Annotated in this window: 25 protein-coding genes; 9 read left to right on the top strand and 16 right to left on the bottom strand. The window is 63.3% G+C overall.

Annotated elements, in window-relative coordinates; genetic code table 11:
- Window positions 1–18 precede the first annotated feature (18 nt).
- The 4 genes from glyS to GTW25_RS13685 form a co-directional block, all read right to left on the bottom strand.
- Entirely contained in the window at window positions 19–2,163 is a 2,145-nt protein-coding gene (gene glyS, locus GTW25_RS13700; protein ID WP_252912699.1) for a glycine--tRNA ligase subunit beta, read from the bottom strand.
- A gap of 83 nt (window positions 2,164–2,246) precedes the next feature.
- The gene (locus tag GTW25_RS13695) at window positions 2,247–4,190 is read right to left on the bottom strand and encodes a DUF2207 domain-containing protein (protein ID WP_372493177.1); all 1,944 of its coding nucleotides are present in this window, start codon (window positions 4,188–4,190) and stop codon (window positions 2,247–2,249) included.
- 11 nt (window positions 4,191–4,201) lie between these two features.
- Window positions 4,202–4,771 carry a LemA family protein gene (locus tag GTW25_RS13690; RefSeq protein ID WP_252912697.1) on the bottom strand — a complete coding sequence of 190 codons (570 nt, stop codon included), beginning with the start codon at window positions 4,769–4,771 and terminating at the stop codon, window positions 4,202–4,204.
- A 116-nt stretch (window positions 4,772–4,887) separates the two neighbouring features.
- Window positions 4,888–5,832, bottom strand: a complete 945-nt coding sequence (locus GTW25_RS13685) for a glycine--tRNA ligase subunit alpha (RefSeq protein WP_252912696.1) — start codon at window positions 5,830–5,832, stop codon at window positions 4,888–4,890.
- A 117-nt stretch (window positions 5,833–5,949) separates the two neighbouring features.
- Between GTW25_RS13685 and GTW25_RS13680 the strand changes: the two genes are divergently transcribed.
- A complete protein-coding gene (locus GTW25_RS13680) occupies window positions 5,950–6,246 on the top strand; it encodes a hypothetical protein (RefSeq protein ID WP_252912695.1) in 297 nt (98 codons plus the stop codon).
- Window positions 6,247–6,253: 7 nt separating this feature from the next.
- On the opposite strand, the gene GTW25_RS13675 is transcribed toward GTW25_RS13680, so the two are convergent.
- The gene (locus GTW25_RS13675; protein WP_252912694.1) at window positions 6,254–8,281 is read right to left on the bottom strand and encodes a tetratricopeptide repeat protein; all 2,028 of its coding nucleotides are present in this window, start codon (window positions 8,279–8,281) and stop codon (window positions 6,254–6,256) included.
- A gap of 236 nt (window positions 8,282–8,517) precedes the next feature.
- Window positions 8,518–9,546 (bottom strand): polyprenyl synthetase family protein, encoded by a 1,029-nt coding sequence (locus tag GTW25_RS13670; RefSeq protein WP_372493170.1) that lies wholly within the window; start codon window positions 9,544–9,546, stop codon window positions 8,518–8,520.
- A 142-nt stretch (window positions 9,547–9,688) separates the two neighbouring features.
- Between GTW25_RS13670 and GTW25_RS13665 the strand changes: the two genes are divergently transcribed.
- The 6 genes from GTW25_RS13665 (at window position 9,689) to moaB (ending at window position 13,310) form a co-directional block, all read left to right on the top strand.
- Window positions 9,689–9,910, top strand: a complete 222-nt coding sequence (locus GTW25_RS13665) for a putative signal transducing protein (protein WP_252912692.1) — start codon at window positions 9,689–9,691, stop codon at window positions 9,908–9,910.
- Window positions 9,907–10,692 carry a tRNA1(Val) (adenine(37)-N6)-methyltransferase gene (locus GTW25_RS13660; RefSeq protein WP_252912691.1) on the top strand — a complete coding sequence of 262 codons (786 nt, stop codon included), beginning with the start codon at window positions 9,907–9,909 and terminating at the stop codon, window positions 10,690–10,692. The genes GTW25_RS13665 and GTW25_RS13660 overlap by 4 nt, the downstream gene beginning before the upstream one ends.
- A gap of 67 nt (window positions 10,693–10,759) precedes the next feature.
- A complete protein-coding gene (locus tag GTW25_RS13655) occupies window positions 10,760–11,614 on the top strand; it encodes a S49 family peptidase (RefSeq protein ID WP_252912690.1) in 855 nt (284 codons plus the stop codon).
- A 73-nt stretch (window positions 11,615–11,687) separates the two neighbouring features.
- Window positions 11,688–11,873, top strand: coding sequence for an NfeD family protein (locus tag GTW25_RS13650; RefSeq protein ID WP_252912689.1), 186 nt, complete (start codon window positions 11,688–11,690; stop codon window positions 11,871–11,873).
- Window positions 11,860–12,768 (top strand): 4-(cytidine 5'-diphospho)-2-C-methyl-D-erythritol kinase, encoded by a 909-nt coding sequence (locus tag GTW25_RS13645; RefSeq protein ID WP_252912688.1) that lies wholly within the window; start codon window positions 11,860–11,862, stop codon window positions 12,766–12,768. The genes GTW25_RS13650 and GTW25_RS13645 overlap by 14 nt, the downstream gene beginning before the upstream one ends.
- Window positions 12,765–13,310: a molybdenum cofactor biosynthesis protein B gene (gene moaB / locus GTW25_RS13640; protein WP_252912687.1), complete on the top strand. Its 546-nt coding sequence runs from the start codon at window positions 12,765–12,767 to the stop codon at window positions 13,308–13,310. Before GTW25_RS13645 ends, moaB begins: the two co-directional genes overlap by 4 nt.
- A 2-nt stretch (window positions 13,311–13,312) precedes the next feature.
- Here the strand turns inward: moaB and GTW25_RS13635 are convergent, their stop codons facing one another.
- Entirely contained in the window at window positions 13,313–13,774 is a 462-nt protein-coding gene (locus tag GTW25_RS13635) for a glycosyltransferase family protein (RefSeq protein ID WP_252912686.1), read from the bottom strand.
- A 144-nt stretch (window positions 13,775–13,918) separates the two neighbouring features.
- On the opposite strand from GTW25_RS13635, the gene GTW25_RS13630 reads away from it, so the two are divergent.
- Entirely contained in the window at window positions 13,919–15,073 is a 1,155-nt protein-coding gene (locus tag GTW25_RS13630) for a PA0069 family radical SAM protein (RefSeq protein ID WP_252912685.1), read from the top strand.
- A 116-nt stretch (window positions 15,074–15,189) separates the two neighbouring features.
- Complete coding sequence (gene rnhB / locus GTW25_RS13625) at window positions 15,190–15,852, top strand: ribonuclease HII (RefSeq protein ID WP_252912684.1); 663 nt, start codon at window positions 15,190–15,192, stop codon at window positions 15,850–15,852.
- 332 nt (window positions 15,853–16,184) lie between these two features.
- On the opposite strand, the gene GTW25_RS13620 is transcribed toward rnhB, so the two are convergent.
- The 9 genes from GTW25_RS13620 to GTW25_RS13580 form a co-directional block, all read right to left on the bottom strand.
- Window positions 16,185–16,664, bottom strand: a complete 480-nt coding sequence (locus tag GTW25_RS13620; RefSeq protein WP_252912683.1) for a F0F1 ATP synthase subunit B — start codon at window positions 16,662–16,664, stop codon at window positions 16,185–16,187.
- Window positions 16,665–16,673: 9 nt separating this feature from the next.
- Window positions 16,674–17,243 carry a F0F1 ATP synthase subunit B gene (locus tag GTW25_RS13615; RefSeq protein ID WP_252912682.1) on the bottom strand — a complete coding sequence of 190 codons (570 nt, stop codon included), beginning with the start codon at window positions 17,241–17,243 and terminating at the stop codon, window positions 16,674–16,676.
- Window positions 17,244–17,351: 108 nt separating this feature from the next.
- Complete coding sequence (locus GTW25_RS13610) at window positions 17,352–17,576, bottom strand: F0F1 ATP synthase subunit C (RefSeq protein ID WP_024586321.1); 225 nt, start codon at window positions 17,574–17,576, stop codon at window positions 17,352–17,354.
- Between the two features lie 76 nt (window positions 17,577–17,652).
- Window positions 17,653–18,402, bottom strand: a complete 750-nt coding sequence (locus GTW25_RS13605; protein ID WP_252912681.1) for a F0F1 ATP synthase subunit A — start codon at window positions 18,400–18,402, stop codon at window positions 17,653–17,655.
- Between the two features lie 61 nt (window positions 18,403–18,463).
- On the bottom strand, window positions 18,464–18,847 hold the full coding sequence (locus GTW25_RS13600; RefSeq protein WP_252912680.1) for an AtpZ/AtpI family protein: 384 nt from the start codon (window positions 18,845–18,847) through the stop codon (window positions 18,464–18,466).
- A gap of 208 nt (window positions 18,848–19,055) precedes the next feature.
- A complete protein-coding gene (locus GTW25_RS13595) occupies window positions 19,056–20,108 on the bottom strand; it encodes a cell wall hydrolase (protein ID WP_252912679.1) in 1,053 nt (350 codons plus the stop codon).
- A 569-nt stretch (window positions 20,109–20,677) separates the two neighbouring features.
- Window positions 20,678–22,111 carry a ribosome biogenesis GTPase Der gene (gene der / locus GTW25_RS13590; RefSeq protein ID WP_252912678.1) on the bottom strand — a complete coding sequence of 478 codons (1,434 nt, stop codon included), beginning with the start codon at window positions 22,109–22,111 and terminating at the stop codon, window positions 20,678–20,680.
- Window positions 22,108–22,773, bottom strand: a complete 666-nt coding sequence (locus tag GTW25_RS13585) for a tetratricopeptide repeat protein (protein ID WP_252912677.1) — start codon at window positions 22,771–22,773, stop codon at window positions 22,108–22,110. Before GTW25_RS13585 ends, der begins: the two co-directional genes overlap by 4 nt.
- Before the next feature lie 95 nt (window positions 22,774–22,868).
- Window positions 22,869–23,996 carry a YbfB/YjiJ family MFS transporter gene (locus tag GTW25_RS13580; RefSeq protein WP_252912676.1) on the bottom strand — a complete coding sequence of 376 codons (1,128 nt, stop codon included), beginning with the start codon at window positions 23,994–23,996 and terminating at the stop codon, window positions 22,869–22,871.
- Window positions 23,997–24,000: the final 4 nt, after the last annotated feature.

The raw sequence follows: 24,000 nt of genomic DNA, 5'->3' as shown, positions 1-24,000 counted from the left end.
CTTTTGATTTCGTTGCGTTCAGCCGGCGATTCTGGAGAAATCGGCGACCGCCCCGGTGGCAAAGCGGATGCGGGCCAGCAGCGCCAGACGGTTGGCGCGCACGGCCCGATCCTCGTCATTGACCAGCACCGCCTCGAAGAACGCATCCACCGGCGCACGCAGCACCGACAGCGCCAGCATGGCGGCGGAAAAGTCTTGTTGCTGAATCGCTTGGGCGGCGTTCTTCTCAGCCTGATTCACCGCGTCGAACAGCGCATTTTCCTCCGGCTGGCGGAAGAGCGCGGCATCGACTGAAGCGGCAATGACCGTGCCCTTCTTTTCCTCGGCGGCGAGGATGTTGGCCGCGCGCTTGGTGCCGGCGAGCAGGTTCTTGCCGTCGTCGGAATCGAGGAACATTCCGAGCGCGGCGACGCGCATGGTGACTAGAAGCAAATCATCGGCTTCGTCGGAGATAACCGCATCGATCAGGTCATGCCGCGCGCCCTTGTCGCGCATGTAGACCTTCAGCCGATCATGGAAGAACGAGAGCAGGTCTGCCGCAGCGGCACGATCGATCTCGACGCCGGCCATGAAAGCGCGGGTGAGCGGCAAGTGGACGCCGTTTTCCACCACGATGCGGATGACGCCGAGCGCGGCGCGGCGGAGCGCGTAGGGGTCCTTGGAGCCGGTCGGCTTTTCGTCGATCGCCCAAAAACCGACGAGCGTGTCGAGCTTGTCGGCGAGCGCAACGGCAACTGCGACCGGATCGGTCGGCACGGTGTCGGACGGGCCTTGCGGCTTGTAATGATCCTCGATGGCGGCGGCGACGGCTTCGTTCTCACCTTGCAGCAACGCGTATTTGCGGCCCATCGCGCCCTGAAGCTCGGGGAACTCGCCGACGATCTCTGTTTGCAAATCCGCCTTGCAGAGAACCGCCGCGCGGGCGGCGGCATCTGGATCGGCACCGACGGTGGGTGCCAGTTCGCGCGCCAGTGCGACGATGCGCGCCACTCGCGCGCCCTGCGAGCCGAGCTTCGCGTGGAAGGTGACGTTCAGATGATCGAGCCGCGCCATGCGCTGGTCGAGCGGTTTCTTTAGATCGAGGCCGAACTTTTCGGCGGACGACGCGAAATCCTTCAGGTCCGGCAGGTCGGACTGGTCGGTCTTCCAGAAATGAACCGCGTCCGACAGGCGGGCACGCACGACCTTGCCATTGCCATGGACGATTTCCTTGCCGCCATCGGTCGCTTCGATATTGGCGGTGAGCAGGAAGCGGTTGGCGAGCGTGTCGTCCCTGCCCTGCGGGCGTGCGACGAAGCATTTCTGGTTGGCGCGGATCGTCAGGCGGATCACTTCGGGCGGGATCGAAAGGTAGTCTTCCTCGAACTCGCCCATCAGGACGACCGGCCATTCGACGAGGCCGGAGACTTCTTCCAGAAGCCCTTCGTCCTCAACCAGATCGAGACCGGACGCGAAAGCGAGGTTCTTCGCGTCATCCAGAATGATGCGCTTTCGCCGTTCGGCATCGAGCACGACCTTGGCGGCCTCCAGCTTGGCAACGTAATCATCGAAGCGGCGTACGGTGATCGCGCCCGGCGCGTGGAAACGATGACCGTAGGTGACGTTGCCGGAGCGGATGCCATCGATGTCGAAATCGACCACGACCGGCTCCTCCGTTTCGGGGCCGAAGGTGCAGAGGATGGACTGGAGCGGGCGCACCCAGCGCATGGAACCGGGCTTCGCCGATGCCTTGCCCCAGCGCATCGATTTCGGCCACGGGAACGCACGAACGACGGACGGCACGAGTTCGGCGATGATCTCTTCTGTGGCGCGTCCGGCCTTGACGAGATGCGCGACGTAGAACTCGCCCTTCTTCGGGTCGGTATGTGTATGCGCCTGCGATACATCCGACAGGCCGGCCTTGCGCAGGAAGCCCTGGATTGCCTGTTCGGGCGCGGACACGGACGGACCCTTGATCTCCTCGCGCACATCCTTCGAGCGTGCGTTAAGGCCGCGAATGTCGAGCGTCAGCCGGCGTGGCGTCCAATATTCATTCGCCGCCTCATAGGTCAGGCCAGCCTCGACAAGACCGTCCGTGACCATCTTCTTCAAATCGCCGGCCGCCTTGCGCTGCATGCGGGCGGGGATTTCCTCGGAGCGAAGTTCAAGAAGAAGGTCGGGCATTGGGGATGTCACATTGCTGATGAGGGCGTCGAAAGGGCGGCTCTACCAAGACGCGGGGAATTTGTCATGCGTCGGCGGTCATTTTACCAGCCGCCGCCACCTCCGCCGCCGCCACCGCCGCCCGAAAAGCCACCGCCACCGGAAAAGCCGGACGAAGACGATTTCGGCGTGGGCAAGGACGCGGTGAAGCTGTTCGCCATGGACGTCGCCATGCTGCCGAGATCGGTGCCGATGGAACCGGCGTCGAAGGACCCGCCGCGATACCAGATCGGGCCGACATAGCCGGCAGCGACACCGGCAGCCGTGGCAGCCGCAAGCCAGGCGTCGAAGGCACGCGACCAGGGCTTTTCCACGCCGAGTGCGACGGCGTAAGGCAAAAGCGTCTCGAAATGCTGCGGCGACATTTTAGGCGCGCCCTGCATATTCAGGCGGTCCTTTTCGGCGACCGTCAGATAATGACGCAGACCCGCGATCTCATCCATTTTCTTGCGGCCGAGCGGCGTCGGAGCGCCCATGAGGAAGAAGAAGGTGATGTTGACCGTCAAAATACCGATATAGACGATAAAGGGCGCCACGGTCGGCAGATCGACCCAGCGGGGAAGAAGGGCACCGATAACGCCCGATAACATCGATTGCACGACGAATGCCATGAAGCCGGCGACGGCGACGGCCATGACGCGCTGCCCCAGCGTGCGCGCTCGACTGAGGCTGCGTGCAATATGCACGGCGACGAAGGCAATGATCAGCGAGGGAAACGACGTCGCCAGCAGGACGATGACTGTTCCCATGCTGACATCGGACAGCGTGAGCATCGCCAGCATCGTCAGAACGGACAGGATCACACCGGCAAACAGATATGATCCATTCTGGCGATAGAAACTGTCGCGATGCTCCTTCTCGATCGCGGTGCGGAACGCCTTGCCTGTTTTCTGGACGCGTTCGCCATTCGCCTTGTCAACCGTCAGCGTGTCGCCCTCGCCCGGCAATTCCTTCAGGATGGCGGCTTCGCCGACAGGCAGGCCGGCGGGCAAGCCGGAGCCCTTGCGGTGGATCGTCAGGTCGCCCTTGAGATTTTCGAGCTCGACATGGCCCTTGACCGCCAGATCTATCACGGCCGCCGAGAACGCATCCCAGCCTTGCCCGCTAAAGCCCCGCTTGTCGATGTAATTGACGAGCGCGGGCGAAATGCCGTCCGGCGGTGTCCAGCGCGGCACCATGACGCCAGCGGGCGGATCACGCCCGACCCGGCTCCATGCCCACAGATAATAAGCGAACACGACGGCAAGTCCGATGCCGCCGATGATCAATGCGCCGTAATCCGCCCACCAGAGCGCCCGTTCTTCCTCCGGTCCTGGCGGCGCGATGACGCCCTTGGGAATCGCGACGACGGCCGTCAGCCCCTCGCGCGGGCCGAGGGAGCGCGTCGCCCTCACCTCGATGCGGTTGCCGCCGCCGAGAAGCTCGGCGCTGGCCGCCTGCTCGGTCGATCCGTACGGGCCGGTGAAGAAGGTTACGTCGCGAGCCCGCGCACTCTGCGGCAGATGAATGTCGGCCGTCGCCTCGCGGATCGGAAAGTCCCAGCCATTGCCGGTGACATTCCAGTAAAGCTCGTCATGGTCGTCGAAGAAGCGGATCTGGCGCGTCGTCTCGTAGACGATCTCATAGGTGTGGAGACCGTGCGCAAGCAGCCTGTCGGCATCGCCGATCCTGACGCGCAGCATGCCTGAAGCTCGTTCGGTCACGTAGGGCTCTGGACTGCCGTCGCGCGTGACGGCGAGAATTTCGAGGCCGACTTCACGCAGGCGCCCGGACGAATCCTCATAGCGCAAGGGAATATCGCGGAAGATGCCGCGGGAAATGTCCCTCCCCTCGACATTGACCGCGATTTCCTCGCTGACGAGGAGTTTTCCGTCCGCACCCACATCGATCGTGGAACGGAAAGAGGGGATTTCCTCGGCCGCGTTGGCAACGACCGGAAAGACTGCGAGAATCAGGACGATGGCGAAACGGGCGAGCAAGGTCACGATAGAAGCGCCGCTCAGGTGAAGGAGACTTGCGGGACAGTGCGGTCCGCAGGATCGTCGATCTCGAAATAATCGGCCTTCGAGAATCCGAATGCACCGGCGACCAGATTGGACGGGAAGCTCTCGACCTTGATGTTCAGGTCGCGCGCCGAGCCGTTGTAATAGCGGCGCGACATCTGGATTTCGCTTTCCAGCGTTTCGAGCGTCGTCTGCAATTGCGCGAAGTTCTGGTTCGCCTTCAGATCCGGATAGGCCTCGGCGACGGCGAAAAGCCGGCCGAGCGCCTGCGACAGCATGCCCTCCACCTGCGCGCGGCCCGCGACATCGCCCGACGGCAAGCCTTGCGCGCGGGCGCGAAGTTCCGTCACCTCGTCCAGCGTGCCGCGTTCATGAGCGGCGTAGCCCTTGACCGTCTCGATCAGGTTGGGGATCAGGTCGGCGCGGCGCTTCAACTGCACGTCGATGCCCGACCACGCCTCGCGCACCATCTGCCGCAAGCGCACGAGCGCATTGTAGATGACGATCGCGTAGCCCGCGACAAGCACCGCGAGGACGAGAAGGATGGTGCCGATGCCGAAATCCATGATGTGGGGTCCCCCTTAAGATGGTTGCAGGCTAACGCGACCGATATTTCGTGAAAAGCCCGTTTCCCCGCACGTTACGACGCCAGTCGTGCCGACCGGCTGCGAAATGCACAGGATCAGGCCGCTTTCATCGTCGCGCCGCCCGCGTCCGTCCTCAGGAACGCTTCTCCGCACCCCTTGGCGAGATTGCGCACGCGCAGGATGTAGCTCTGGCGCTCGGTGACCGAAATGACGCCCCGCGCGTCGAGAAGGTTGAAGACGTGGCTCGCCTTGATCGCCTGATCATAGGCCGGGAAGACGCATTTATGCAGGGCCGCATTGGCGCCCGGAGCAGCTTCGCCGGCGGCGAGCAGCGCCTTGCACTCGGCCTCGGCCTCTTCGAAATGGCGGAACAGCACCGCCGTATTGGCGAATTCGAAATTGTACCGCGAATATTCCTGCTCGGCCTGCAGGAAGACGTCGCCATAGGTGACCTTCTCGTCGCCCTCGCGGCCGTTGAAATTCAGGTCATAGACGTTGTCGACGCCCTGAACATACATAGCGAGGCGCTCCAGCCCGTAGGTCAGTTCGCCCGCGACCGGCGCGCATTCGATGCCGCAGACCTGCTGGAAATAGGTGAACTGCGAGACTTCCATACCGTCGCACCAGCACTCCCAGCCGAGGCCCCATGCGCCCAGCGTCGGGCTTTCCCAATCGTCCTCGACGAAGCGCACGTCGTGGACCGACATGTCGAGGCCGATGGCAGCCAGCGAGCCGAGGTAAAGCTCCTGAAGATTGGGCGGGTTCGGCTTCAGGATCACCTGATACTGGTAGTAATGCTGGAGCCGGTTCGGATTCTCGCCGTAACGGCCATCCTTGGGGCGGCGCGAGGGCTGCACATAGGCCGCGTTCCAGGGCTTCGGCCCCAGCGAGCGCAGGGTCGTCGCAGGATGAAACGTACCCGCACCGACTTCCATGTCGTAGGGCTGGAGAACCACGCAGCCATAGTCGGCCCAGTAATTGTGAAGCGCGAGAATCAGCCCCTGAAAGGAGCGCGATGGGTGCATGTGGGCGGCAGTCATTGAACTCGTCTCTGGTATCGTTTCCGGCAGTCCTACAGCACCGCGCGAGGAAACGGAACGGGTGTCGCCGGCATCCGTTTCAAGGATCAGCAGCTTTCCGTCGTGAGGAGACCGGGCATGAAACGTAAAGTCACGCGCATCTCGCTGGCCGTCCTGCTTTTGACGGCAGGTATGGTTGCAAGCGCCCAGGCGCAGTTCAGGCCCGGCGAAGGCCAGACGCACGACGAAGTGACGGGTCTCTTGTGCGTCACACCGGCGTGCGACACGGTGCGGCTCGACACGCGCGAAGCACGCTGCATCTGCCGGAAGCTCAACCCGTCGGAGCGGCGCCTGTCGCAGCTTCAATTGCAATGCAGCACCACCGAACAGGGCCGCTGGGTGGAATGTCCGGCGGAGTTGCCCTGGCGGCGCTGATCGCGCTTTAGTTCTGTGGCAGGACCAGCGTCTGGCCCGGACGCAGCAGATTAGGATTGCCGCGCAGATCGGGATTGAGGTCGAGGATTTCACGGAAACGGTTGCCGTCGCCGAGGCGATCCCGCGCGATTTCCCATAGCGACTGGCCGGGCGCGACCGCATGGGTGGCCTCCGTCGGCTCCGGTTCCGGCGTCGAAACCGTGGCGACCCGCTCGGATTGTGTGGGTTCAGTTTCGGAGGGCACCGGCTCCGTCGTCGCCGAGTTGAGGCTGGCGACGTCCTGCGCGGCGATTTCGGGTTCGACGCTTGCCTCGACGAGACCCTCGCGCAATTTGCGTTCGATGTCTTCGAGCAGTTCGGGCTCGGGTTCGAGGTCGCGGGCGTGGCTCCACTGGAAACTGGCCTCAAGGCGTCTTCCGACCTGCCAATAGGCGTCGCCAAGATGATCGTTGAGGACCGGATCGGCCGGCATCAGATTGACCGCGCGCTCCAGTTCGGTGACGGCTTCGTCATATCGTTCGAGGCGATAAAAGGCCCAGCCGAGCGAATCCACGATGTAGCCATCGCTCGGCCGCAGTTCGACGGCCCGCTCGATAAGGCCCAGCCCCTCTTCCAGATTGATCCCCATGTCGACCCAGGAATAGCCCAGATAGTTCAGAACCTGCGGATGGTCGGGAAAGAGCTCCAACGCCGTGTGGAAGTCCGGCTCGGCCCTGTCCCACTGCTTCGTGCGCTCGTAAGCGATGCCGCGCTGGTAAAAGAGGTTCCAGTCGGCAGGTTCGGGCGTCGCGATCCGGGCGAGCGCGCGTTCGTAAACCTCGGCGGCTTCGGCGAATTTCTGCTGCGAGGCATAGACCCCGCCAAGCGCGAGATAGGCGCGACGATCGTCCGGCGCGGCTTCGAGCAACGGTTCGAGATGCTCGACGGCCTCGTCATGCCGGTCGAGATCGGCCAGGTTGAGACCCACCTGAAGTTCGGAAACGCGGCGAAGCGGCGAAGCCTCGGGGATGCGGCCATAGATGGCGATCGCTTCCTCCGCATTGCGCTGCATTTCGGCGATGCCGCCGAGTTGCAGCAAAACCGCGTCGCTATTCGGTTCGAGCGCCAGCGCGTAATGCAGGTAGAGCTTTACGAACGCCTCTCCACCGCCGCGATTGAGCGCGGTCGACAGGTTAAGCAGGATTTCCGACGCGCCGGCACTCGTATCGGCGGCCGGCGGCTCGATTTCCTCACCCGCCTCGATCTGCTCACGCAACGCCGTGACGGTGACCCGGTCAGAGGCGAGTTCGTCGGCCTTGGCCAGAATGTCGAGCGCGGTATCCGTATCGCCGTTCACCGCGCGGAAGCGCGCATAGGCTTCGTGGGCGCGCAGGAACACTTCCGGCGCACCGCCGCCCGCTTCCAGATTGGCCGTGGCGCTGGAGAAGAACTGCTCCGCCTGATCGTCCAGACCTGCCGATGCTGCGATCAGACCGCGATGGTAGTTCGTGAATAGTCCGTACCATGGCGGCCCCTCGATGGCGTCGAGCCGGGCGAGTGCGGCCTCGGCATCGCCCTGCCCCGCCTCCACCCAGGCGCTGATGATGGAGGTGATCAGACGGTCGAGATCGGACTGCCCATCGAAGGTGAGCAGTTCGAGCGCCTCGTCGGAATTGTCGGAACGGATCGCATCGACGGCCAGGGCAAGCCTCGAAAAGCGCTCGATATCGGCCACATCGCGCAGATCGTCGGCGAATGGCAGCGCCTCGTCGAAATCGCCGCGCGAGATCAGGAGAACCATCAGGCTCTGCTGAATCGCTTCATCAGTCGGATTGAAGGCGAGCGCGCGTTGATAATAGGCAACGGCCCGATCGACGTCGTTGTCGACCTCTGCGGCGCGCGCGGCCAGATACGCGCCGGAAAAGGAATTGACGCTGATTCGTTCCGTCGGCTGCGAACCGGATTGCCCGGCCGTCTGCGCCGAAGCCGAACCGGATACCGCCAGGCCGAGCGCGAGAGCGACGGCGGCGAGAATTTTGTCGGTGGAACGCGGCATCGCTTCCCTTCCTGATCGATTGGCATCAAGGCCTTGACCGCGACTCCTCGAATCGCCGCCCCGGCCCGTCATACTGACAGAGCGTTCACCTTGGCGAAAATCCAGTGCCATCAATTCCGGCGGCGTGGATTCAGCTTAGGACTCGCGCTCAGGCGTTCATGCAAGCATGGCCTTTTTGGGGACGCGCTTCAATCGCGCACAGGCAGGCCGGTCTTCACGTTCCGCTCAACACGGGGTCAGGAAACGCGGCTGATGCAAAAATCGATCACATCGATGAGCGCGCGTTTCTGGGTGCTTTCGGGCAAGGGCGCGAGTGCATCGCGGGCGATATCGCCGAAATGGCGGGCGCGCGCGATCGTATCGCCGATCGCACCATGCTTGACCATCAGTCCGCGTGCCTTTTCCAGCGCCGTGTCGTCGCTCTGGGCTTCCTCGATGGCGCGCTTCCAAAATGCGCGTTCGTCGTCCGTCCCGCGCCGGAAGCTCAAGATGACCGGCAGCGTCACCTTGCCTTCGCGGAAATCGTCGCCGACATTCTTGCCGAGATCCTTGGCATTGCCGCCATAATCGAGCGCATCGTCGACGAGCTGGAAGGCGAGGCCGAGATTGGTGCCGTAGGACCGCAGGGCGGCGCGATCGGCCTTAGAAACATCCGCGATGATCGGCCCGACCTCGGCGGCGGCCGAAAAAAGCGCGGCGGTCTTGGCCTTGATGACCGCGAGATAATCGTCTTCGGTGGTTTCCAGATTCTTGGCGACGCCAAGCTGCATCACCTCGCCCTCGGCGATGACCGAGGCGGCCGAGGACAGCACGTCGAGAGCTTCCAGCGAGCCGACATCGACCATCACCCGGAAAGCCTGACCGAGCAAATAATCGCCGACGAGAACGCTCGCCTGATTGCCCCAGATCATGCGCGCGGTGCTTTTACCGCGGCGCAGCGCGCTCTCATCGACCACATCGTCGTGAAGCAGCGTCGCCGTGTGCATGAACTCGACAGCCATGGCGAGCTTGACATGTCCGTCGCCCGAATAGCCGAACATCTGTGCGGCCGCGAGCGTCATCATCGGGCGCAGGCGCTTGCCGCCCGACGAGATCAGGTGATTGGCGATCTGGGGAATCATCTCGACATGGGAGCCCGCCTTCGACAGGATCAGGTCGTTGACCTTGGCCATGTCGGCACGCGTGATGTCGAGCAGCGCATCGATCGATGCCGTATTCTCGCGCGGGCTGTCGATTTTAACTACGACGCTCAAAAGGATCTCCATGGCGGCCTTGCCGCATCGGCGCGGACATTATGGCGGGGGGCGATTCCGGGCAAGAGGCGAATTGGCGCAAGATCGCGCTTTCCAGCAGGCTTTTCGCTGTGCCCCGCGACAGCTACATAGGGTAAAAAATCGAAAGGCCCATATGCGTGAACTGATGCGAACGAACGACGCCGTGCTGATCTCCTTCGTCCAGTCGCTATTGCGCGACGCCGACATCGATTTCTTCGTCGCGGACCAGAACATGAGCGTGCTGGAAGGCTCGCTCGGCATCCTGCCACAGCGGGTCATGACCGCCGAAGACGACTACGCGCAGGCCCGCCGTGTTTTGACGGACGCAGGGATCGTCGACGAACTCAAGGAATGAGCGGGCTCGAAGATTCTGGAGACCACACGATCGATGCGTTTCATCGCGGCCGGTTCCACCTCGTCCAGCCTTCCGGCCGGGGACACCGCGCCGGCCTCGACGCAATGATCCTGGCAGCTTCGGTCCCCTCCGGCTTTGCAGGACGCGTCGCCGATCTGGGCGCCGGCGCCGGCGGCGCGGGGCTTGCGGTTCTCGCACGCTGCGACGGGGCCTCAGTGCGGCTCGTCGAACGCGAGCCCGAAATGGCAGGTTTTGCCCGGCGCACCCTAGCCCTTCCCGAAAACGCGATGCTTTCGACACGCGCGGATTTGCTGGTCGCCGATGTGACCTTGCGCGGCAACGCGCGGCACGAGGCGGGGCTCGGCGACAATTCATGCGGCTTCGCGATCATGAATCCGCCCTTCAACGAAGCTCGCGACCGCGCCTCTCCCGACACGCTGCGCGTGGCCGCGCATGTGATGAACAGCACGATGTTCGCGGACTGGGTGCGCACTGCCGCAGCCATCGTCCGTCCCGGCGGTGGGCTTGCGATCATCGCGCGGCCCGCCTCGCTCGCCGAAATTCTCGCCGCGATCGACGGCCGCTTCGGTTCGGCGGAACTGATCGCGATCCATCCGCGCCCCGGCAAGGCGGCGATCCGGATCGTGCTTCGCGCATGGCGCGGCCGGCGCGGCGCGCTCTCGATCCTGGCACCGCTTCATCTTCACCACGCGGCCGGAAACGGCTTCACCGAGACGGCCGACGCGATCATCAACGGACGTGCCACGCTGTTCGGCGACTGAGCAGGCCGCATTGCGGAATCGGCCGGCTTTCCTACATGGTTTGAACAAATAGGAGATTCAGACCATCGTGCGACGCCTCGTCAACAAGCTTCTTCCCAAATCCCTGCGTTCATCAGTCGTCACCATTCCGGTCATCCGGCTTCACGGAACGATCCTCTCCGGTTCGAGCCCGATGCGGCAGAATCTGTCGCTCGCCACGACGGCGGCCCTGATCGAAAAGGCGTTCGCCGTTCAAGATGCCCCTGCCGTCGCGATCTCCATCAATTCGCCGGGCGGCTCGCCTGTCCAGTCGCGGCTGATCTTCAAGCGCATCCGCGATCTGGCGCATGAGAAGAACAAGAGCGTGCTCGTCTTCGTCGAGGACGTCGCGGCCTCCGGCGGCTACATGATCGCCTGTGCAGGCGACGAGATCATCGCCGATCCGTCCTCGATCGTCGGCTCGATCGGCGTCGTCTCGGCCTCGTTCGGTTTTCAGGACCTGATCAAGAAGATCGGCGTCGAACGGCGTGTCCACACCGCCGGGCAGAACAAGTCGGTGCTCGACCCCTTCCAGCCGGAGAAGAAAGAAGACGTTGAGCGCCTGAAGGCGCTGCAACTGGAAGTTCACCAGACCTTCATCGACCTGGTGCGCGAACGACGCGGCGCGAAATTGTCCGATGATCCCGATCTTTTTACCGGCCAGTTCTGGAGCGGCAAGAAGGGGCTCGAACTGGGGCTTGTCGACCAGCTCGGCGACATGCGGCAGATATTGAAGGAGCGCTACGGCGACAAGACGCGGTTGCAACTGATCGCGATGCCGCGCGGATTGTTCGGCCGCAAGCTCGGCGTTGGAGGTCTTTCGCAGCAGATCGCGCATTCGGCAGTCGAAGGATTGGTCGACATCGCAAGCGAGCGCGCACTTTGGAACCGATACGGACTTTGAACGTCATCACGAAAAAGCCTACTATGTCTTTTTCGATGTCAACATGGACGATCGAGCCAAGGGACCAGGCGCAATGCCTCAACTGATTTTCTTCGCGGCGGTCGGCGCTGCGGCCCTCATCGGTTACCGCGCGCTCATCCGCGAGGCCGAGAAGCTGACCGCGCGCACCCGCCGCGCGGAAACGGAAGCGCGAACAGGCGCGATCGGCACGCTCGTCAAGGACCCCGCGACAGGCGAGTACCGGGTTGCCAAGGACTGAAATCGATGTGATCGACCGGCAGCGCGTGAGCGTGCGTGCGCCCGCCAAGATCAATCTGGCGCTGCATGTCACCGGGCGACGCACCGGCGGATATCACGACCTCCATTCGCTCGTCGTGTTCACAGAACTGGGCGACGGGCTCGCCGTCGAACAGGCCGGATTCGATTCGTTCGCGATCGACGGGCCGTTCGCCGATGCAATCCCGACCGGAGGCGACAATCTCGTGTTGCGCGCGCGCGATCTTTTCCGGGCGCGCCTCGGCGATCCCGGACCTGTATCGATCGTCCTGACCAAAAACCTGCCGCCCGCATCGGGCATCGGCGGCGGTTCGAGCGACGCTGCCGCCTGCCTTGCAGGGATGGCGGAGCTACTTGGTTCAAAGATACATCTGCCATCCATGGGATCGACGCTCGGCGCGGACGTTCCGATGTGCCTTGTCGCCGAGCCGCTGATCGCGCGCGGCATCGGCGACGAGATCGCTCTTGTCGAACCGTTTCCGGCTCTGTCCCTCGTCATTGCCAATCCGGGCGTCGAGGTGCCGACACCCGAAATCTTCCGCCGGCTGTCTTCACCCGACAACGCACCCCTGCCCCCTTTGACCGACGCGGCAAGCATGGCACAGGTGACGGCGTGGCTGGAACAGTGCCGCAACGATCTGCAAGCTCCGGCCGTCGGCTATGCGCCGATGATTGCCGACGTGCTGACAGCGCTCGACGCGTTGGGTGCGAACCTTGCCCGCATGTCAGGCTCGGGCGCGACCTGCTTCGGGCTGTTTCCAGACATGACAGCAGCCCGCCGCGCAGCGGAACATTTGCGCGCCGAGCGGCCTTCCTGGTTCGTGGAAGCCACAAGCAGTTACGCCTCAGGCGAATTCAACAGACGGATCGAGCGATGAGCGAACGCCCTTTCATTCCCGTAACCTTCGCCGTCCTGACCGTGTCCGACACGCGCGACATCGAAACGGATACATCAGGCAAGACACTCTCCGAGCGGATCGCGGCGGCGGGACACACGCTGGGCGCGCGCGATATCGTCAAGGACGACGTGGCAGCCATCCGTGCCAAGGTGATCTCCTGGAGTAACGACGCGGCGATCGATGCCATCATCACCACGGGCGGCACCGGTTTCACCGGCCGCGACGTGACGCCCGAAGCGCTCGAACCGATCTTCGAGAAGCGGATGGATGGGTTTTCGGCGTTGTTTCATAAGATTTCGGCCGACAAGATCGGCACCTCGACCATTCAAAGCCGCGCGACGGCGGGCCTGTTGAACCAGACCTTCGTCTTCGTGCTGCCCGGCTCGCCCGGAGCCTGCCGGGACGCCTGGGACGGCATCCTGAAAGACCAGTTCGATTACCGGCACGCTCCCTGCAATTTCGTGGAGATCATGCCGCGACTGGACGAACATTTGAAACGCGGCGCTGGCACGGTCGTCTGAGTTCAGTCGGCTGCGTGGATTTCAGCGCGCAGGCGCAGCGGCTTGCGGGGCCTTCCAAATGCCGGTTTCGGTATCAGCAGCCCTTCGGCAAATGCGTTTCGCCTCGTTAAAAGACGCGACCAGACGGGCAAGGCCGTCTGGGACGAGCGGGAAAAGCGGGCCGGCACTTTAGACACCGCGATATGCTCACGCACCGACTCAACCCAGCCCGATGCGAGGCGCGCGCCGGGCTGAAGAAAAAGCAACCAATCGCCGCGCGCCGTCTCGGCCTGATCCTGCGCCGAGGTGCCGGCAACGAAGACGCATCCGGCATGCTCGGCCACCAGCGCCGTTCCGTCCGTCGAGCCGCGATCGCACACGACGACTTCGCGCACGACGCCCTCCACAGCGCCCTGCACCAGCGACGCCAGCGTCCGGGCCAGTTCGGCCTCGTGATCCTTGGTTTCGATCAGAACGGAAATCATCCCTTGAATTAGCGCAAACTCATGGACTGCGCCAGTTTGGGAAATCCGGCAGAAAGTTCTTGTTTTGTTCTTTTTGATTGGATAGGAATAGTTTCATCAACGAATCGACAAGCCGACCGGCAATTGCCAAGGCGGGAGCGCGAGATGGAACAGATCAGACAGGCCGACGTTGCCGCTTTCATGAGCGGAGATGCGCATATGGCCAATGCCATGGTCGAGGAAAGCGGCCTTCGGGTCGTGCCGGACAGGCGGCGTGGCCGGGGCGCGGGGGTCAATCCAAGCGGTCGCTACGAAAAGCATCAGCGCGATGTTTTCGACGATGGCTGGAGTAGTTTCGAAGAACTGCCGCCGTTCAAGACGGACGTGCAGATCGAAAAGCCGCGCACGATCATTACGCGCAACGAATCGCCCGACATTTCCTTCGACCGCTCCATCAACCCTTATCGTGGTTGCGAGCATGGCTGCGTCTATTGCTTCGCGCGTCCGACGCACAGCTATATGGGCCTGTCGGCCGGGCTCGATTTCGAATCGAAGCTGTTCGCCAAGCCCGACGCCCCTCGCCTGCTCGAAAAGGAACTGGCCAAGGAAGGCTACCAGCCGAAGACGATTGCGATCGGAACCAATACCGACCCCTATCAGCCGATCGAGAAGCAATGGCGCATCATGCGCGAGATTCTCGAGGTGCTGGAGGCATACGATCATCCGGTCGGCATCGTGACGAAGTCCGCGCTCGTCATGCGCGATATCGATATCCTGTCGCGTATGGCCGAAAAGGGACTGGCGAAGGTCGCGCTGTCTGTCACCACGCTCGACCGCAAGCTCGCGCGGGCCATGGAGCCGCGTGCGGCGACGCCGCCGCGCCGGTTGGAGACGATCCGGGCGCTGAGCGAAGCCGGCATTCCAACCTCGGTGATGATCGGACCGGTCATTCCGGGCATCAACGATTCGGAGATCGAGCGCATCCTCGATTCGGCGACGGCTGCCGGTGCGAGCGAAGCGGGTTACGTCATCCTGCGCCTGCCGCTCGAGGTCAGCTCGATCTTCAAGGACTGGCTCCTGCAGCATTATCCAGATCGCTACAGGCACGTCATGTCGCTCGTGCGTTCGATGCGCGACGGCAAGGATTACGACGCCGAATGGGGCAAGCGCATGAGAGGTTCCGGCCCATATGCGTGGCAGATCGGGCGGCGCTTCGAACTCGCGGCCAAGCGGCTCGGCCTCAACACGCAGCGTATGAAGTTGCGCGCCGACCTGTTCACGCCACCGGCCCGCAGGGGCGAGCAGCTCAGCCTGCTTTGAGGTTTCTTTCCCGTCCGGCTGTCCCCAATCCATGCCAGACGGATGCCCTTTCCATCCCGCCCCAAGGACGGGAAGGGCTTGCGGAGAATCGGACGCGATGCGAGCATTGCCGCAACATGGCTCGCCAACGCTCCGATTCTCCGCTTCTTTTCGACCTGCCCGTGCGCCCGGATTTCCGGATGGAACGCGCGGCCATGCGCGAAGGTGTGTGGCCGGTCTGTGGAACGGACGAAGCGGGGCGCGGCCCGCTTGCCGGTCCCGTCGTCGCCGCCGCCGTCATTTTGGACCCCAAGCGAATTCCCAAGGGGCTCGACGATTCAAAGCGTATGAGTCACGCCGAGCGCGAAGCCGTCTTCGATGAAATCCTGGACAAGGCATCGGCGGTTTCCATTGCCTCCGCTTGCGCGCATTCGATCGACCGCAGCGACATCCGCAAGGCGAGCCTCGAAGCCATGTGCCGCGCCGTGAAGCTTCTCTGCATCGAGCCGAAGCTGGTTCTGGCAGACGGCCGAGACATTCCACCGGGCCTGACCTGCGACGGCAAGGCGGTGGTCAAGGGCGACCAGCGCTCGCAGTCGATCGCGGCTGCCTCGATCATCGCCAAGGTGACGCGCGACCGAATGATGACGCGTACTGCGTCAATTCACGTCAGCTATGGTTTCGACCTGCATATGGGCTACGCCACCGCGCGTCATCGCACGGCGATCGAGGCGCATGGGCCGCTGACCCGGCTGCACCGCCTGTCCTTCGCACCCTTCCGGCTGGACGCGGCGGAGTAGGTGCCGCCACAAGTTTAGCGATTGTCGTGTAGCGGCGACGATGAGGCATGGATTCCTGTGACGAGCACAGGAATGACGATGGCAAAGAGGTTGCTGCCAATCGCGGTGGTTTGGAAGCATGCACAATCATGGATGCCGTCATTCCTGTGCTCGTCACAGGAATCCATGCCTCGACCTTACCGAGTCGCAACCGTGGCCGGGCTTTGCATCGTGGATCGAGCATTCAACGCCCCTACCGTGAGATGTGAGCGAAGCGAACCGCGAGGCTCCAGTTGACCAACAAAAAAACCCCGCCAAAGCGGGGTTTTTCCAACTTTCAACCGACGAACGGATCAGTTCATCCGCGTCTTTACATCGTCGAGCGACGACTTGAAAAGCTGCGTCTTCACGCCGGCATCGGCCCGCTCCTCGAGGAGCTTGGTGGCGGCCGCAACGGCGATGTCGACGGCGTTCGAGCGAACGGCATTGACGGCGTCGCGTTCGGCCTGCGCGATCTTCTGCTCGGCGAGCGCCGTGCGGCGGGCGACGTATTCCTGCGACCGCTGCTTGGCTTCCTCGACGAGGTGGCCTGCTTCACGCTTGGCAGCCTCGACGATCTCACCGGCTTCCTGCTCGGCTTCCTTGCGCTTACGCTGATACTCGGCCAGCAATTGCTGCGCTTCCTCGCGCAGCTTGCGGGCTTCTTCCAGCTCATTGCGAATGCGCTCGGCACGCTGATCGAGATTGCGCCCGATCATGCCGGGAACGCGTACGTAGACGATCAGCGCCAGAAAGACGACGAGACCGACGGTGGCCCAAAAAGTCGAATCCATCCGTCTCTCCTATCGAACCTGGCCGACGGCAGCCGAAACGGCCTTGTCGTCCGGCTTCTGACCGATCAGCGCCTCGACGATGGCACCGGCGGTTTCCTCGGCGATCGTGCCGACATCCTTCATCGCCGTCTCGCGAACGGCAGCGATGCGACGCTCGGCATCGACAAGCTTGCGGTCAAGCTCGGCTTCAACCGTCTTGCGCTGGGCTTCGGCATCGGCCTTGGCCGAGTCCTGAGCGTCCTGCGCGATGGCGTGCGCCTTGGCGCGTGCATCGGCCAGTTCCTGCTCGTAGGCCGCGATCGCAGCGTCGGCTTCTTCCTTGTTGCGCGCCGCCTGATCGAGATCGTGGGCGATGCGGTCGCGGCGCACTTCGAGAATGTTTCCGATTCTCGGCAGCACGACCTTCTGGAGGAAGAGGTAGAAAAGGCCAAAGCTAATCGCCAGCCACAGAAGCTGCGAGGGGTAGAATTCCGTCTCGAAAGGCGGGAATCCGCTATCCTCGTGGACCTCGACGACCTCGGTCTGCAATTCGCCTTCGGCGGGAACGGCGTCCTGCGCGTATCCAGGCGTTACGAACATGTGCATCCCCTGCTCATGTTGCCGGCCGCGCGTTGCGACCGGTGGGTCTCAGCACTGAAAAGAATTCGGCCGCACGGGCGCAAGCGCGCCCGCCGGCCGAGCCTCATCTTACGTGAAGAGGAGGAGCAGAGCGATGAGTAGCGAGAAGATGCCCAGAGCTTCCGTAACGGCGAAGCCGAAGATCAGGCGGCCGAACTGGCCGTCGGCTGCCGACGGGTTGCGCAGGGCGCCCGAGAGGTAGCTGCCGAAGATGTTGCCGAGACCGAGGGCGGTACCGGCCATGCCGAGGCAGGCGATGCCTGCGCCGAGCGCGCGTGCTGCTTCTACTTCCATTTCAAAACTCCTTCGTGGGACTGTTCGAATGTTGGTGTTCGAGGATGGCGGGATCGCCGGTGAAACTGGACCGAACTCAGTGCTCCGGATGAAGCGCGTCGTTCAGATACATGCAGGTCAGGATCGCGAAGACATAGGCCTGGATGAACGAGATGAGGAATTCGAGCGCGGTGATCGCGACCGTCAGGAAGAGCGGCAGGATGGCCGCCACGATGCCGACCGCGCCGAGCGAACCCAGCGTCGCGATGAAGCCGGCGAACACCTTGACCGTGATGTGGCCGGCGAGCATCGCCGCGAAGAGACGAACCGAGAGGCTGATCGGACGCGAGAGGAACGAGATCAACTCGATCGCGACGACCAGCGGCACGAGGACGCCGGGAATTCCGTGCGGAACGAACAGTTTGAGAAAGCGGAACCCGTGCGTTCGAAAGCCGTAGACGACCAACGTCGTCATGACGAGCATCGCCAGGGCGAAGGTGACGATGATGTGGCTCGTCACCGTGAAGAAGTAAGGGAACATGCCGTACATGTTCGCCGTGAGGATGAACATGAACAGCGAGAAGACGAGCGGAAAGAACTTCATCCCGTGCTGGCCGGTCGCATCGCGCAACATGTTCGCGATGAATTCGTAGGACAGTTCCGATACCGACTGCGCGCGGCCCGGCACGAGGCCGCGGCTCGACGTCGTCAGATAAAGAAAGGCACCCGCCGTCGCCACCGACGCCACCATGAACAGGGACGAATTGGTGAAAGAGAAGTCGAGTCCCCCGATTTCGATCGGAATCAGTCTGGAGATCTGAAATTGGGAGATCGGATCGTCGGCCATCAGGCGCCCCTCGATAACAAAGCCGGCGCCAAGCGCGCCGTGTCAAATTCCAAGTTCCGTATCAGTCCCGGTCGCCGTCCGGCGTCCGCACTGGGTGTTCGGCCACGACGCCGGCCGAACGCATGACATTCAGCACTCCGGCAGCAAAACCGAGGAGCAAGAACACGATCAACCCCCATGGGCTCGTTCCCGCTACCTGATCGACGAACCATCCGATTACGGCGCCGACCACGACGCCGGCGATGAATTCGCTCGACAGACGCAGAGCCTTGCCCATTCCGGTCATTCCACCGGATCTCGGACCATCCGCCTCGACTTTGCCGGCCGGCCGCAATGCGGACAAACGGGCGTCGAGTTCGCGACGGCGACGCTCGAAGTCGGCATCACTGCCAACTTGCTCCTGACCGGTCCGGCCGGTTTCGTCAGGCCTTTTGTCTTCGGCCATCGCAACCTCCTGACCCATCAGACGCCAATTGGCTACCGCTTCGAAGTCGCGCGCAACATATTCAGGGCACCCGCGCCAGTCAAGCCGAGCGGGACGATTGAAATGGGGGCAATTTCAGCATTGAAATCATGGGATTAGCAGGCTGCGACAATGCGCGCAGGCTGCATCGGTCAGAATCACACGGGCAAAGAGCGCAAAGACGGGCCGATCAACTCCAGCCGCCACCCTTGGTGCGGTAGAAAATGTGCAGACCGATCTTCTTGACCCTGTCCATGGCGCGCGCCCAGCGCGGATTGACGTAAGTGGCATGATAATGGGTCGACGATGCGACCTCGGGCAGGAAAACCTTGCCGGCGGTCACGGCCATCGCCACGTCCTCGGCGAGCCGGTAGTGAGCGGCGCTGCGCACGCGCGGCGTGGTGCCGTCGCAGGCAAAGGAAAACTGGCAGCGATTGCGCCAACTGCGGTTCTGATAGACGACGCCGCAGATCGTATCGGGATAAGCGGGCGCGCGTACGCGATTGAGAATGACCTGCGCGACGGCCGCCTGCCCCTTCACCTCCTCGCCGCGCGCTTCGAAGTAGATGCCTTCGGCAAGGCATTTCTGCTCCCTGGCCGAAAAGACGCCGGCGGGAAGCGGATTGTTCATCCAGGCATGATCGCCCGGCGCGATCGGCGGAACGAACCGTCCATTCGAGGCGTCCTCCTCCTTCAGGAGGCTGGCGAAGGGCGACGAGGTCGCGTAATTCGGCTCGGGCGGCGCATAGGCGGTCGCAAGGATATCGGCCTTTTCGCTGGTCACCAGCGCCGCCAGCATCGCCGGCATCTGGTCTTCGGGAATAGCACGGTGGGTCGGGTGAAAGGCCAGCGCGATGTCGAGTTCCTTGCCGTCGATCTCGGGGCGGACGAACGACATCGCCTGATCGGGCTCGGCATCCTGCAAAAGGCTCGTGCGTTCGAGGATCGAGCCGGCATTGAAGAATTTCGGCGGCGTGACGGGAGCGACGTTCATGACGCGCCCCTGCTTGCCCGACCGATCGACCCGGTCTTCGTCGGACGTCGGGTTTTTCTGGCCGTCCTGCGAGCGCAGCGCAACCGTTCCGATTCCCGGCGACTTGAAACCGGCGCCCGCGATCGAGCCGGTGATCGTGGCATCGACGAAGGGCAGTTCGGCCTGATGGACGGAGCCGGCCTGCGCCTGCTCGATGACGGCACCCCAACGGCCCGATCCCGTTTCAAGGCCCGAAACGAAGCTGGTCATGTCCTGGAATGCGGCAGGCGTGGGAAACGCAACCCAAACGCCCAGGCCGAGCAAGGCGGGCGCCACGAGCGATCTATTTTCCAGAATCGTTCTCAAACGCCGTGACAAACGCGTTACCCGCACAGGTCCTGCTCCATATACATTAGCTGCAAAGACCGGACAAAAATGATCGATTAACCTTTATGCGGGGTTAATGCCGTAGCGGCAGGTGAGATCACGTCCGATGCAATCAGGCGGAAGCGCCCGCCGCGAATTCATCGGGCGGCGTTTCGCGAAGGAGTGCGGCATGAATGTGTCGTATGGGAATGAAAGCGAAAAGTGCGACGCTGTGACAGGCACGAGGGCAGGCAAAACCGTTGCTCGACATGAAAAAGAGAGGCCTCGATTCCTGTGACGAGCACAGGAATGACGGCATTAAAGGTTGTCGCTCTTTATTCGACGTTCGTGATTTTGCAGCTACATTTATGTAGCCGTCATTCCTGTGCTCGTCACAGGAATCCATGCCTCGCCGGTTTTGCGGAGCGCGTGGTTTCAAATTCCAGAAAGAGGTGACGGATCCCCTGCCTGCTTCAATTTCGCTTCTTCGCGCGCCCGGCGAACGGATTGTCCGACGCGCGCACCAGCATGCGGATCGGCACGCCCGGCATGTCGAAGGCCGTACGCAATTCGTTGGTGAGATAGCGAATATAGCTTTGTGGCACCGCGTCGGGACGCGTGCAGGAGAGCACGAAGCCGGGCGGGCGCGTCTTGATCTGCGTGATATATTTGATCTTCAGGCGGCGGCCGGCGACAGCGGGCGGCGGATGATGCGCCGTCACGCCTTCGAGCCAGCGATTGAGACGGCCGGTCGAAATGCGCGTGTTCCAGACGCGGTGCGTGCGCTCGACCGCTCCCATCAGCTTGTCGAGGCCGCGCCCGGTTTCGCCCGAGATCGTCACGGCCTGAAGCCCGCGCACCTGCGGCAAAAGGCGCGTCGTCTTTTCGCGCAGTTCGGTCAGCAGTTCCTGACGGTTCTCGATCAGATCCCATTTGTTGAACGCAAGGACGGGCGCCCTGCCCTCACGGATGATCAGGTCCGCGATCGTCAGATCCTGCTTTTCGAACGGAATGGTCGCATCGAACACGATCACAACGATTTCGGCGAAGCGGATCGCACGCAGGCCGTCGGCGACGGATAGCTTTTCCAGCTTCTCCTGAACGCGCGCCTTGCGGCGCAGGCCCGCCGTGTCGAACAGCTTGATCTTGCGGCCGTTCCAATCCCAGTCGACGGAAATGGAATCGCGCGTGATGCCCGCTTCCGGGCCGGTCAGCAGACGTTCCTCACCGACCAGCGCATTGATGAGCGTCGACTTGCCGGCGTTCGGACGACCGACGACGGCAATGCGCAGCGGCTTGGTCGAATCGTAGGCCGGGATGGCCTCGTCGTCGGAATCGGCAACGTCCTCGCCGACCAGCGGTTCGTCGGCGATCAGCGCATCGTCGTCATCCTCGTCGGCGAATGCGCGTTCCTCGCCGATCGCCGCGACGATCGCATCGCGCAGATCGACCATGCCCTGACCGTGCTCGGCCGAAATCGGCACCGGCTCGCCCAGCCCCAGTTCCCACGCTTCGAGGAAACCGCTTTGCGCACCGCGCGCCTCGGACTTGTTGGCCGCCAGCACTACCGGCTTGCCGAACCGGCGTACGATATCGGCGAAGGAGCGGTCATCCGGCATCAGGCCGGTCTTCGAATCGACCACGAAGCAGACGACGTCGGCTTCCTCGATCGCGATCTCGGTCTGCTGGCGCATGCGCCCGGCAAGGCTCGCCGCCTCGGCGGTCTCCAGCCCGGCGGTGTCGATGACGTCAAATTCAAGATCGTAGAGCCGGGCTGCATGGACGCGGCGGTCGCGCGTGACGCCGGGCGTATCGTCCACGAGCGCGAGCTTGCGGCCGGCTAGCCGGTTGAACAGCGTCGACTTGCCGACATTCGGTCGTCCGATGATGGCGAGCTTGAAACTCACGAGGGCTCCTGCGTGCCCCGGATCAACTCCGCCATCATCTGCGCGCGCTGGCGCATATTGCCGGAGATGCGCTCGTCGTCGATCATCAGGTCGAACAGTCGCAGTGCTTCGGTCGACTGACCGTCTTTCCACGCGGCGAGCGCCAGCGCCTCGCGCGCCGAATGTCGCAGCGCGTTTTCGTCCGAGGTCAGGGCCTCGACGCGGCCGGCGACATCCTCATAGGAGCCATGATCGACCAGAAGGTAGCCGGAGCGCAGGCGTGCCGCGTCGCGGATGGACTGGGGAATGGACGTATCGGCGGCGACCGCATCGAAGGACGCGACGGCTTCGGCGAAATCGCCGGCATTGGCCTGAACGGTCGCTGCACGCAGGCGTGCCAGCACCGGATAAGCGCCGTGGCCGTCAGCTTCGAGTTCGGACAGGCGGGCGAGCGCCTCCTCGCTGTTGCCTTCATTGGCCAGCGTCAGCGCCTGCGAGAAGCGGTCTCCCGATTCATTCGCCTGACGCGTGGTCCACCAGTCCCATGCGACATAGATTCCGGCCGCCAGGACGATTGCCAGACCGATGCCGATCGCCGTCAGGCCATACCGATCCCATATATGACGGGCGCGGTCCTGCCGAAGCTCCTGATTGATCTCGCGAAAAAAACTCTCGTCCGACATGAAAGTCCAACCATATCCTGAGACGGGCGCATTTCGCGCCCTTTGGAGGGGGTTTTAGCCGAAATTTGCCGGCATGGAAGTGCCGAGCGGCAAAATCACGCGCCAGCGTTCGATCCGGCCGCTCGCGACGACATCGCCAGCCACGCCGAAACGGCCAGAGCGAGCGCGGCGAGCATCGACGGCCAGAAGAAACCGCCGGTCGAGTCGGCAACGAAACCGGCCACCACGGGTCCGACGATCTGCCCCGTTCCGAACGCAGCCGTCATCGCCGCAAGCGCCTTGCGCGGAGACGGCCCGGCCAGCATCCGGCCCGACTGAAGCCCCAGCGCCGTGATCGCGATGAACGTGCCGCCCAGAAGAAGACCGCCGAGCAACGGCCCGGCCGCACCGCCGAGGGCAACGCTTGCGGCAACGCCGAGAGCCTCGATGAGGCAGCCTGCCGCAAAGGCCGGTCGCAGTCCCCATTTCGACGCCAGCCATCCCCACAACAGAACGGACGGGAAGCCGGCAAGCCCGGTTACCAGCCAGACGCCTGTTTCGAGTGCCGGGTCCGGCGCGCTCGACCGGACGATGGCGATGAGAAACGTCGCCGTGACGATATAGCCGAAACCGAACACACCATACGCCCACACGATGCTGCGCAAGGCCGGCGAAAAGACGAGCGGCGGCTCCTTTTGCGCATCGGCAACGCGGCTGCCCGCATCGCCGAGAAGCCAGACGACGATGGCGATGGCGGCAAAGGACAAAAATCCGGCGCCGATCCATTCGCCGCGCCACCCGAAGCCGCTCCATCCGGCCCCCGCAACGACGAGCGACGACAGCGCGATGCCGAGCCCGACGCCGCCGAAATGCAGCCATTGCAGGCCCGATCGCCCGGCACGGGCCAATCCGGCAAAGACGATGCCGGACAGGAACACCATGACGAACGCGCTCGCGACGCCGGCCGCAAAGCGGATCGCCAGGAAGGCGACAAGCTCGTCCGTCGCCGCCATGGCCAGGCACAGTGCCGCGCTGACAGCCAGGCTGGCGAGCGCGATCCGCCGTTCCGACCCGTGCGCCCAGCCGCCGCCGGCCACGATCGCGCCGATCAGATAGCCCGCATAATTGGCGGCGGCGATGAAGCCCACCTGCGATGTCGACTGATCGAGCGATGCCATCATCCCGGGCAGGATGGGCGTGTAGACGAAGCGCCCGACCCCCATTGCGGTGGCCATGGCAAGCATTCCG

The organism is Aliihoeflea aestuarii, assembly GCF_024105665.1.
In the GTDB taxonomy this organism is placed as follows: domain Bacteria; phylum Pseudomonadota; class Alphaproteobacteria; order Rhizobiales; family Rhizobiaceae; genus Aliihoeflea; species Aliihoeflea aestuarii.
This window is presented reverse-complemented; position numbering and strand designations above follow the sequence as displayed.